At 52.9% G+C, this 12,075-nt stretch carries 9 protein-coding genes; all 9 read right to left on the bottom strand.

Going from position 1 to position 12,075, the window contains the following annotated elements; translation table 11 throughout:
* Positions 1 to 157: 157 nt before the first annotated feature.
* The gene (locus tag MKY24_RS05470; protein WP_339201548.1) at positions 158 to 1,996 is read right to left on the bottom strand and encodes an ABC transporter ATP-binding protein; all 1,839 of its coding nucleotides are present in this window, start codon (positions 1,994 to 1,996) and stop codon (positions 158 to 160) included.
* Entirely contained in the window at positions 1,977 to 3,713 is a 1,737-nt protein-coding gene (locus MKY24_RS05465; protein ID WP_080751604.1) for an ABC transporter ATP-binding protein, read from the bottom strand. Before MKY24_RS05465 ends, MKY24_RS05470 begins: the two co-directional genes overlap by 20 nt.
* A gap of 244 nt (positions 3,714 to 3,957) precedes the next feature.
* On the bottom strand, positions 3,958 to 5,094 hold the full coding sequence (locus tag MKY24_RS05460; protein ID WP_076264452.1) for a homocysteine methyltransferase: 1,137 nt from the start codon (positions 5,092 to 5,094) through the stop codon (positions 3,958 to 3,960).
* A complete protein-coding gene (locus tag MKY24_RS05455) occupies positions 5,072 to 5,836 on the bottom strand; it encodes a HesA/MoeB/ThiF family protein (protein WP_023987276.1) in 765 nt (254 codons plus the stop codon). Before MKY24_RS05455 ends, MKY24_RS05460 begins: the two co-directional genes overlap by 23 nt.
* Positions 5,837 to 5,928: 92 nt before the next feature.
* Positions 5,929 to 6,318: a NifB/NifX family molybdenum-iron cluster-binding protein gene (locus MKY24_RS05450; protein WP_028543220.1), complete on the bottom strand. Its 390-nt coding sequence runs from the start codon at positions 6,316 to 6,318 to the stop codon at positions 5,929 to 5,931.
* Positions 6,315 to 7,622 (bottom strand): nitrogenase iron-molybdenum cofactor biosynthesis protein NifN, encoded by a 1,308-nt coding sequence (gene nifN / locus MKY24_RS05445; RefSeq protein WP_053324762.1) that lies wholly within the window; start codon positions 7,620 to 7,622, stop codon positions 6,315 to 6,317. The genes MKY24_RS05450 and nifN overlap by 4 nt, the downstream gene beginning before the upstream one ends.
* Positions 7,612 to 8,973, bottom strand: coding sequence for a nitrogenase iron-molybdenum cofactor biosynthesis protein NifE (gene nifE, locus MKY24_RS05440; protein WP_028543222.1), 1,362 nt, complete (start codon positions 8,971 to 8,973; stop codon positions 7,612 to 7,614). Before nifE ends, nifN begins: the two co-directional genes overlap by 11 nt.
* 71 nt (positions 8,974 to 9,044) lie before the next feature.
* Positions 9,045 to 10,574, bottom strand: a complete 1,530-nt coding sequence (gene nifK, locus MKY24_RS05435) for a nitrogenase molybdenum-iron protein subunit beta (RefSeq protein ID WP_339201546.1) — start codon at positions 10,572 to 10,574, stop codon at positions 9,045 to 9,047.
* Entirely contained in the window at positions 10,571 to 12,019 is a 1,449-nt protein-coding gene (gene nifD, locus MKY24_RS05430) for a nitrogenase molybdenum-iron protein alpha chain (protein WP_339201545.1), read from the bottom strand. The genes nifK and nifD overlap by 4 nt, the downstream gene beginning before the upstream one ends.
* Positions 12,020 to 12,075 lie beyond the last annotated feature (56 nt).

Genomic DNA, 12,075 nt, shown 5'->3' with positions numbered 1-12,075 from the left:
TATACGGGGTATGGGTATATTTAATGGTGTGAAAGCAGTATCTTCATTTCAAACGCCTCTTTAAGAGTACGTACCTGTAAAAAGGCATACTTAAAAAGGGCCACCCCCGAGGTAGTCCTTTTAAGTATGCATGTAAATCTGTAGATCGCGAGCCGGCTTAAGAGCTTTGCTTACTCAATTGACCATAATATAAATTACTGTAAAAGCCTTTGTGAGCCAGCAGTTCATCATGAGAACCCTGCTCCTCCAAACGGCCATCCTTTAAGACCAGAATCCGGTCAGCCTGACGAATGGTATTCAGCCGATGCGCGATGACGAAACTTGTTCGCCCCTGCATGAGCCGCTCCAGTCCTTCTTGTATCTTCATCTCGGTAATGGTGTCGATGCTGCTTGTTGCCTCGTCGAGTACAAGGATGGAAGGGTTGGCCAAAATAGCACGGGCAATAGCCAACAGTTGTTTTTGCCCTTGACTGATGCCGCTGCCGTTCGCTTCCAGCACCTTGTCGTATCCGTCCTTCATCCGCATGATAAAGGAATGGGCGTTGGCCAGTTTCGATGCTTGTTCAACCTCCTCATCGGTGGCGTCCAGTCTGCCGAAGCGGATATTTTCACGAATCGTCCCCTGAAACAGAAAGGAGTCCTGTAGCACAAATGCCATGCGGGAGCGCAAGCTTTCACGCTGTATGGTGGTGATATCGCGCCCGTCCAGCGTAATCATTCCCTGGTCGGGGCTATAAAATCTGGAAAGGAGCTGGATCAGTGTCGTTTTTCCTGCCCCGGTCGGGCCGACTAGTGCGATCATTTCACCAGGTTTGGCTTCAAAAGAGATACCTTCCAGCGTAGCGCTTCCCTCATCATAACCGAAGGAAACATCCGTAAACCGCACCGCCCCCTCCACATGCTCTACCTCCACTGCGCCGCGTTCATCCTTGGACTCTTCATCTTCATCCAATATTTCAAATACTCGTTCAGCTCCGGCAATAGCGGACAGCAGGGTGTTCCACTGGTTAGCCAAATCATTCAACGGTCTGGTGAACTGGCGGGCATATTCTACGAATACAATAATTGTACCTATAGTGATGGAGCCGCGAATGGCCAAAATCCCACCGATCCCCGCTACAATAGCAAAGCTGAGATTATTCAGTCCGTTCATCAGCTTCGGTATAAAGCCTGAAATCGTTTGTGCCCAGAAGCCCGATAGCCGAATACGGTCATTACGCTCGCCAAAACCACGGATGACTCTCTTTTCCTGCGAAAATGCTTTAATAATCTGCTGCCCAGACAGTGTTTCTTCGATGTATCCGTTCAGTTCGCCCAAATTCTTCTGGCGTTCCTTATATAAAGGCCCGGTGCGACGTGTAATCCAGCGCATCCCGGCAGCCATTAACGGCACCACGATAAAGGTCAGCAGGGTCATCAGCGGGCTTAACCACAGCATCACCGTGAGTGTACCGATTAGCGTCAATATACTCGAAAAAATCTGAATGGCGGAACTGTTAAGCGTAGAACTGACATTTTCAATATCATTGGTCAGACGGCTCATAATCTCTCCCTGCTGACGTTTGCCGTAGAAAGGAATCGGTAGTCGATGCAAATGTGAAAACAGATCGAAACGCATGCGGTACACCGTCTCTTGGGCAATCTCAATCATCCAGATATTTTGCAACCAGGAGGTCAGCGAGTTGAGCAGATATACAGCTCCTAATCCGATGAGAAAATAAATCCACGTGCGTCCACCCGGACCTTCGAGAAAATCATCCACCGCTACGCCGACCAGATATGGACCCAGCAGAGCCAGCCCGGAGCTGAGCAGTACCATGAACAGCACCAGCATCAGTTTGGCCTTACGGCTGGCCAGATAAGCCCATATCCGTCCTAACGTACCAGACCAGTTCTTCGCTTTGGCCTTGCGGCGTCCTTCCGCTCCCACCGGATTTCGCAGCACACCGGACGGCGGTGTAGGCTGACGGAACGGTTCAATGAGTTCCTTGAACATGCGACTCCTCCTTTCCGTATTGTGATTCATAGATACGCCGATACAGATCCGAGCTATCCATGAGATGCTCATGACTTCCACTTGCCATCAGGCGACCCTCATCCAGCAGTAAAATCTGATCTGCTGAGGCCGTCGAGCTGATTTTTTGCGTAATGAGAAATGTCGTGCAGGACAGGCCATCGAGTGCATTCAGTAGTGCTGCTTCTGTCCCTACATCCAATGCACTTGTGCTGTCGTCCAAAATCAGCACTGTCGGCTGGCGCACCAGTGCGCGGGCAATCGAAAGCCGCTGTTTCTGTCCGCCAGACAGATTGACGCCACGCTGCCCGAGCATCGTGTCATAGCCTTGCGGCAAGCGTTCAATCATATTATGGATTTGCGCCATCCGTGCAGCTTCCTTAATTTGCTCCAGGCTGGCATTCTCCAGCCCCCAAGCAATATTATCCCGAATCGAGCCGGTGAATAGCAGTACCTCCTGAGGCACATAGCCAATAGCCTCTCGCAATATGGACGCATCCAGTTCACGAGCGTCCTTTCCGTCAAAGCGCACATAACCTTCATCTTCTTCATACAGACGTGTAATCAACTGCACAAGTGAGGATTTGCCCGAGCCAGTGGCCCCCATAATAGCTATCCGCTCGCCCGATTGCGCCTTAAAAGATATATCCTTTAGGACAGCCAAATCACTGCCCGGATAATGAAAGCTTACCCGGTCCATTTCCACCTGTCCCTCAATCTGTGTATGATGTGTTGAAACAGGCTCCAGCTCTTGCCCATCTTCATTAGATGTTTCCAATATCTCTCGAATCCGCCCCGTAGATGCAGTTGCCCGGGAAAATACAACAACGATACCTGATAAGGCAGACAGGGCTCCAATTGTCCGCAGTGAATAATTGACGACTGCGACCACCTGTCCTACACTGGCATCCCCAGTGGAAATTTGGCCGCGTCCGAACCAAAGTACTGCAATAATCCCTGCATTCATCGTAAACAAAATGAACGGCATCGTCGTTTCTGTCCAGCGTAGAGCGGACACCGTCCCTTTCATCAACTCGCCTCCGTAATGGGCAAAACGTTCGATTTCATGCCGCATCCGCACAAAAACCCGGATGAGACGGATACCTGTCAGATTCTCCTGAATTACTCCGTTAACGTCATCCAAGCGTCGCTGGACACCTTTAAACAAAGTGACCGTCCTCCGCATCATCACCAACACAAACACGAACAGCACTGGGGCCATAACCGCCAATAGCAGTCCAAGCCTGAAATGTACAACCAGTGCCATCACAATACTGCCGATGACTACAAGCGGAACCCGTGTCATAAAACGCAGGCTCATAAACACCGTATCCTGTACTTGCGTGACATCCCCGGTCAGGCGCGTAATCAGCGACGAAGTGGCAAAACGTTTAAACACAGGATACGAAAAGGATTGCACTTTACGGTACAGCTTTTCCCGCAAATCATAGCCGAAGCCCTGACTTGCATGTGAAGCAAAAAAAGAGCTGGATATCCCCGCCATAAAAGCGATAACGGCACTCCCCACCAATACACTGCCCCATAACCAGACGACGGACAAATCCTGCTGTCGGATGCCCTCATCAATGATTTTAGAGATCAAATATGGCTGTGATAGCTCTACCGTCAATTCCAGCAACATCATCACGAGCGCTGCGATGGCTGGAACCCGATATTTTTTTAGAAAAGAAAACATCATTCCCACAAGCATTCCTCCAATTGCCCATAGCCGTCCTTCCAGATCAGCGTGTAATGGTTATAAGATTCGAACCTGTCTGCTGTAAAACCATATATACGCACTTTATACAGCACTATATTTTATTATACCCTTCTGAACGGCTTCGTTTAACCAGCAAATTGGAGACTCCGGTTGTGAAATTAAAAGATATGCAAGAAAGCGTTCCAGTCACGGTCACACTTACCGGACGGGAACGCTTTTTCGATTATTTCGGCAGCTCTGCCGGATAATACTGCAGCCAGCGCCTTAAATCCGCGCTATGAATGACACGCTTGGGATCTTCACCGACTAGGCGAAGTCGCTCCAGCAGGAACTTGATTTCACCGGAGCCCGCCTCGATTCCTTCCTGCTCCAGCATATATTGAACTGCACTTCTGCCCGAATGCTTGCCGAGTACAAACGAATGGTCAGCACCCAGCTCAGTCGGATCAAGGGCCTGATAGGCGGCGCGCTCCTTTAGCAGACCGTTGATATGTATGCCGGATTCATGGGCGAATACCATGTCTCCCACAATTGGCTTACCTTCGGGAATGATTCGGTTGGAGGCTTTGGAGACCAGTGCAGCCAGCGGGTTCAGCAGTTCGGGGCGGACACTGCAGGTTCCTTGATATAGATCCCTCCACGACATCACCACTTCCTCCAACGCCGTATTACCTGCCCTTTCCCCAAGGCCCGACACTGTGGTACTGGCCCAGACAGCTCCCGCCTGCAAAGCTGCCAAAGTATTGGCAAGCGCTAGGCCATAATCATTATGACAGTGAATCTCAAGCTCCACATCCTGCGGCACGCGCGATACAAATCTGTCTATACGGGCAGCTATGGCAGCGGGATGGTGAACGGACAGCGTGTCGGCATATCTGAAGCGCCGGATACCATCCCTATAGAGCTGATTCGCCAACTGCTCAAGGAACAGGTCATCTGCCCTTGAAGCATCCTCAAAGCCTACGGAAACAGTCAATCCTTTACACAGACCGTAATCGACTGACTTGCGGATCAGCTCCGTCACCTGCTCAGGATTCATACCCAGCTTGGCCTTCATCTGCACCGTCGACACGGGAACCGAAATATGGGCCCAGCCGACACCTGTCGATTCAGCTGCATCAATATCCGTGAACACCGCGCGATTCCAGGTCATTAGCTTCATCTGAAGTCCGAGAGCAGCAATCCTGGCAATAGACCTGCACTCCGCCTCTCCCATTGCCGGAATTCCGATCTCAGCCTGCTCCACCCCCGCCGAGTCCAGCATGATGGCAATTTCAGTTTTCTCCTCGGCCGAAAAGGCAACGCCCGGAGCCTGTTCTCCGTCACGAAGTGTCGTATCACAAATATGCAATCGACTCATCTGTATTCCCTCCCGTTCCGCAGCACGGACAACGCGGATTGCGTTTGACCGCTATGGTGCAGCTGCTCATATCCAGCACATTCATACGGTACATGCGGTCAGTGAACAGATTGCCCGCATCTGTAATCCATTTGACCGCTTCCAGTGCAGCCATACAGCCAATCAAGCCAGAGGTGGCTCCCAGGACCGGGAATCCCAGAGGCTCCCAAGGCTGTCCTCCTTCTGGGTAGAGACATTCCAGGCACGCCGTCCTACCGGGATCAATGGTCATCAATGATACTTCATAGGCGTACATGGCCGCCTCTATCATCGGTCTGCCATGTCGAACACATAGTCTGTTCAGCGCATATCTTTCCGGAAAGTCATATCGTGCATCAATCACGATATCTGCCGCTTCTACCCATGGTCGAGAGGATTCTTCCGTGATTCTGTCGGCGTGGCCCTCAAGCTGGGTCTCCGGATTGATACGGTGCAAATGCTGCAATGCCGTTTCCATCCGTTCCTCCCCGATTCGTCCGCTGTCCATCAGCACCTGTCGGTTCATATCGGGCAGATGGATTACGCCCTCATGGGCCAATATCAGCTTTCCCACTCCAGCAGCGGCCAGGTACATGGCCGCTGTCCCTCCCAATCCTCCGATGCCTGCAACCATAACAGTAGCCTGCTTTAGCCTGTTCTGACCTTCCACTCCCAGCAGCTTCAACTGGCGTCCGTATCTACTGTCTTCCAACAGCTGTACCATTCGTCCACCCCTCCATGTGCGGCTCCCGCCTTTAAGATATTCGGTCCGCAGGATCTTGACATCATATACGGTTGCTCTTCCTTACAGAAGGCTCATGATTCGGCTTTGCCGCTGCCCTCCTCAGCGTGCAGGATTTTGGCAAGCCACATGGGCGGATTACGAGCCAGCATATTCTGGAGACGCTGGACCTGCTCCTCAATGGTGCTACCGAAGGCCACCTTCACAGGCATAATGGTCCGTTTGGTAACCTGTGCGGCGGCCGAAGCGCCAATCTGTACCAGGAAGATCAAGGCACAATCCTCAATCAGGCCAATGCGGCTGGCGATCTTGCCCGCCTCGTTCTCATCGCTCCCCAGGGCTATCCGCCGATGCTCCAGGAACTGGACGCCTGAGTGCCGGATTTCGAATACAGTGAACATGGGACTCTGCCCAAAATGAGCATTCACATGCACACCGTCTTCCGTCGCAAATGCAACCTTCATCCTCCCCTCCCCCTCTCGGTAAGCAATACATTACCCACCTTGTTCACCCACTCCATGGTTCCACGGTATCCGACGCTTACCGATGTGTGGGCGCCCAGCTCGTCATACACCGGCAAGCCTGCCGGTACGAATGAGGCCCCGGCCCGTGCCGCTCCCTTTCTTCCATGTGAATTGCTGATCCACAAATCAACGCCCTGCGCGCTCTCCTCTGCATCATCCAGATCACCGATCCAGACTTCCCGTTCTGTCTTTTGCAGTGCGGGCGTGCTGCAGGGTGTAATTAGCCGTTTCAGTTCCACTCCCATCTCCTCCAGCCAGGCTGCGGTCGACAGCATATGATCCGGTTCTAGCGCCACTACAGCGGAAGCGCCGGAATAATAGAAATGGGCATCCAGCATGCTGTCCAACAGATTTTCACGCTGCCAGCGGAAGCGAACAGGGGCTGGCTCGCGGCTGATTTTCTGCAGAAAATGTATGAACGCATCGCTCGCGGCCAAGCCAGACAGACCCGTGAACAAGTGGTAGGGAATGCCTGCGGCATGAGTCAGCCTGCGCGCCGGACGCTCCATGCTCGCGCCAATGGCAATGGTGCAGGAAGACTCCAGCATCTGGCAGGCTGAATCCAGCGGAGTCCCCCCTCTCGTCAAAGGGGAAAAACCTGTCAGCAGGTGACCGGACAAGGAAGTGGAGATATCGGGAAGTGTGATAACCTCCAGGCCGAAGGAAGCGATAATATCCTTGATTTCCATGACATCTCCGGCAGTCAGATAAGAAGCCGGCAGCAGATTGACCTGCGTCCGGCGCTGTTTTTTGGGGGACTTGCCTCCGGCTAACCCGAGTACGGCATCCATTAGCGACTCTACTGTACTGCTGTAGCCCGTCTCCAGAGAACCGTGAAAATCAGGCAGCGATACAGAAAACAGCAGACTTTCCTTCAAGGCCCGTTCTCGCTTGAACGCTTTTACCCTGGACTGAAAATCAACACCTGCCACCTCAGTGAGAGCCGTGCTGATAACGCCGATGACATCTGGATGATGCTTAGACCAGATATGATCCAGCGCCTCCTCCAGATTCCGGTCTGCATCAAATATAACGTCCATCTCTTGCAGCGCAGAGGTCTGAACGGCAATCGGCTCTCGAAAATGGCGAGTCAGCAGCGCCTTGGAGAAGGCCGAGCAGCCCTGAGCGCCGTGCAGCAAAGGCATTGAGCGATACATCCCTTGCAGAGCCAACACGCCGCCCAGAGGCTGTCCTACCTTGAGCGGGTTGACACTGACAGGCTTCGTGGCGGATTTAATCGGCAAATTCCGTCTCCTCCTCCCATGGAGCCAATTTGGCGGTCAGCTCCCATACCGGATGCTGCAGCGTATGCACAAGCTGTTTCGCTAGAGACAACAGCCCGTCATAGCCCGCATAGGCTTTGTGCCGTTCTTGATTGATGTCCACAAAAGGAATCTGTTCCTTAAGCGCCATATACATGTTCCGGCCCCCGGCAATGACCATGTCTGCCTTGCGGCTCCGTACGGTCTTGAGAATCTGCCGGGCGCCGCCTTCCGGGATGTATTCCGCATCATCTCCGATACGGTCAGCAATCCGGGATACATCCTCGGCAGTACTCTTGTTCGTGCCTACACCAACTACCTTAATGCCCAGCTCTTGCAAAGCCGTAATGACAGACCAGCTCTTTACCCCTCCGGTATAGAGCACTGCCCGCTTTCCTTTCAGTTGCTTGCGGTAGGGTTCCAGCTCCAGCGATAGCCTCATTTCCTCCCGTGCGGCCAGCTTATCCACCCGTCGCTCTACATCACGATCTCCAGTCAGGTAAGCCATCTGCCGCAAGGAATAACTCGTCTCCTTTGCTCCATAAAATGAACCTTCAAAATAAGGAATGCCGTATTTACGCTCCATTTGGACTGCCAGGCCCAGCAAAGCCCGGCTGCATACGACCATATTGGCCTTGGCACGATGCGCCCATCCCACCTCACGGAACCGACCGTCCCCGGTAATTCGGGACAGGATACTCATTCCCGCCTGCTGCATCAGCCGCTCGATATGCCACATCTCGCCCGCAATATTGTATTCCCCAATGAGATTGATATCATGGGAGGTTGTCTGTTCCGGCTCGGTGCTGCCGATAATATGCTGGAACAGCACGTCTCCGGCCAGCCGGGTCCCGAGATTCTTGCTGCCCACAAATCCCGGACTGTTCACCGGAATGATCGGCGTCCCCATCCGCTCCGATTCAGCCTTGCAGACCCCCTCGATATCTTCACCGGTGAGGGCTGTGACACATGTTGTATAGACAAACACAGCGGGAGGAGCAAAGCGGCTGACAATGTAGCGAATCGATTCATGCAGCTTCTGTTCACTACCAAAAATGATGTCCTGTTCTCCAAGATCAGTAGTGAAGCCATACGCCGACAGCTCTGGGCCGCTGGACAGGCTGCCTCTGCTCTCCCAGCTATTGCCGAGACAGGCAATCGGCCCGTGCACCAGATGAGCCGCATCTGCAATGGGGATCAGTGTAATCTGGGCCCCGTCAAAGGAGCAGCCACCCGAAGCCTCCCCCGGCACAGGCCGGGGACAGGGCGTGCTTTTGGGAATTTTGTTGCCGCAGGATACCTCCAGCCTTCCGTTAGACACAGCCGGCTCCATCCGCACACCCCCCTTATTTCAGATAGAATCCATTGAAATAGCTGCCAACTTCCATCTACGCGGTACAGCAATTAGCGCACCAGATCAAAGCTATGATCCGAAGCCTGCTCTTCCATGACATCCAGTACGGTATTCACGAATTGGGTAAGCAGATTCAGCGCACCCTGGTAGCCGATAATCGGATAACGATGCAGATGATGCCTGTCGAAGATCGGAAAGCCCACACGGAGCAAAGGAATTTTCGCCTCTTTGGCCGCGAACTTCAGGTGGGAGCTGCCAATAGCCAGGTCCACCGGGTCCTGGAACAGCAGCGAACGCATATGCCACAAATCCTGACCGGAATGAACCGTGGCTTCTGCACCGTAAGGGCTGGACTTCAGCAGAAGCTCTGCTTCCTTCTCAAATTTCCGGTCCCCATTGGAGCAAACAATATGCACCGGCTCCATGCCCAACTCCAGACAAAAGCCAATCAGGCCGATGAGCATATCCGGGTCTCCCGCCATAGCCACTCGTTTGCCGTGCAGATAAGCATGCGAATCCATCATGGCATCCACAATTCGGGCGCGCTCCTGCTTCAATGCCTCGGGAATTTCCTTTCCGGACAGACGGCTGATCTCTTCAAGCAAGCAATCAGTAGCGCGGATGCCCAGCGGCGTGGAGATGGAAGACACCTGCTGCCCCCAGGTTCGCTTCATATAGCCTAATGTTTTACGAAGAGAGTACTGCTGGATCGCCAACGTGCCGGCAGCATCTGCGGCCTCGGGCACATCCTTAAGCGGCGTTCCCCCGTAATAGTAGCTGTACTCTCCAGTGGCCCCTGAATCAAAATTACTGCTGTGGTCACCCAGAATGGTATACGTAGCGCCGAACATCCCCAGTATGCGCCGCATTTCCGCAAAATTGCCCGTATACCCGTCAAACCCGAGCAGTACATTCAGCTTCAATTCATGACCAGGCTGCGGCGTCCGGCCTGACTTGTTATACAGCGTCTCCAGTACAGAGCGCAGCATGGCGTCATAGCCTGTAATATGTGAACCGGAGAAGCTGGGGGTATTGGCAAAAGGAACCGGCATATCCTCGGGAAGGGCTCCCTCCTGACGGGCATTAGCCAAGAAGGCAGACAGATCATCTCCGATCACCTCTGCCATACAGGTCGTGCATACCGCAATCATCTCCGGCTGATACAAGGCAATACAGTTCTCTATACCGTCAATGAGGTTGCGCATGCCGCCGAATACGGCGGCATCCTCGGTCATCGAGGTGGAGACGGCAGGAACAGGCTCTTTGAAGTGGCGGGCAAGATGGCTACGGAAATAAGCCGTACAGCCCTGTGAGCCATGAATGAACGGGAGCGTTTTTTCGAAGCCCAGCGCAGCCATAACCGCTCCCAGCGGCTGACAAGCCTTGGCCGGGTTCACGACTACAGCTGTACGAGCGAAATTCTTATCCTTGTATTCCTTGGTCTTGGTGTACTCTAGGGTGGCGGTAACCTCCTCTGGCGAGCAAGGGGCCTCGAAGGCCCGTTTCTCCTCACGCTGGCGCACATATTTATCCTGCCGAAACAGCTGATTGTGATCGACAATGTTCAGACGCTCGTTCATACCGGCACCTCCGCAGTCTGCCGGGACGGCAGCAGGCTCCATACTGGACTGTTTATGGTCATATCCATATCACGTGCAAAAATCTTGAAGCCGTCAAAACCATGATAAGGCCCGCTGTAATCCCAGGAGTGCATTTGACGGAAGGGAATGCCCATTTTGTGATACACGTATTTCTCCTTGACTCCGGCGCCCATTAAGTCAATATTCAGCCGCTGGGCCAATTCCTCCAGCTCATAGGCAGTTGGATCATCGTACAGAATGGTGCCTTCTTTTACATCGGGAAACGTCTTTTCGTAATCATCCTTATGGGCAAATTCATAGCCTGTAGCCACAATTTCCATACCCAGATCCTCATAGGCACCAATGGTATGCCTTGCCCGCAGTCCGCCAATCAGAAGCATTACCTTTTTGCCTTCCAGACGTGGGCGGTATTTACGGATGACCGCCTCCATCTGCGGCATATATTGGGCAATGACCTGCTCACATTTTTCCTGAATCGTCTCGTCAAAGCGGGCAGCAATCGCTCTTAGGCTCTCCATCGTCTTGGTCGGGCCGAAGAAGTTATATTCCATCCAGGGAATTCCGTATTCCTGCTCCATCGTTGTGCACATATAATTCATGGAACGATGACAATGGATTAGATTGAGCTTGGATTTATGCGCAATCCCCAGCTCATTGATCGTACCGTCACCTGACCACTGCGCTATAACCCGCAGTCCCATTTCCTCCAGCAAAATGCGCGAGGCCCAGGCATCACCGCCGATATTGTAGTCCCCGATAATGGAGACATCATAAGGCCCGGACTCCTTTAGCTCGCGGCGCCCCATCAGAAAATCGCGGATAGCATCATTGGCAATGTGATGGCCCAGAGACTGACTCACCCCGCGAAAGCCCTCACAGCGTACAGGAATGACCGGAATGCCCAGCTCCTCTGTCATCTTCTTAGCCACGGCCCCGATATCATCACCAATCAGTCCGACCGGACATTCAGATTGCACGGAGATGCCCTTAGCTAGCGGGAACATCTCCTTAATTTCCCTGCAGATCACCTCCAACTTCTTATCTCCGCCGAACACGATATCCTTTTCCTGAAAATTGCTTGTAATCTGCATGGCGGTAAAATTATCGATTCCCAATACCCCATTCGCATAATTGCGTCGGGTACCCCAACTGTATTGCCCGCAGCCGATGGGACCATGGCTAATGTGCACCATGTCTTTAATCGGGCCCCATACCACACCCTTGGAGCCTGCATAAGCACAGCCCCTTGCTGTCATGACGCCGGGCCGTGATTTCATGTTGGACTTAATAGAACAGGTCCCGCAGTTCACAAGCTCCTCATCCGCGATCTCAAAATGCTTGGTCCGGTCCTTCTTGGCCTTCTTGGGATATACCTCCAGTATCTTCTCTACGATCTGCTTTCCCTTATCCACAATACTGCTCATTTGGCCTATTCCTCCCTCCTGCGAGCTACGCGTTCAGCTCCCTCCATCATCACACG

The organism is Paenibacillus sp. FSL P2-0322, from assembly GCF_037975315.1.
Taxonomy (GTDB): Bacteria; Bacillota; Bacilli; order Paenibacillales; family Paenibacillaceae; genus Paenibacillus; species Paenibacillus polymyxa_B.
Note: the sequence above shows the minus strand (reverse complement) of the source record. Positions and strands in the feature narration are given on the sequence as shown.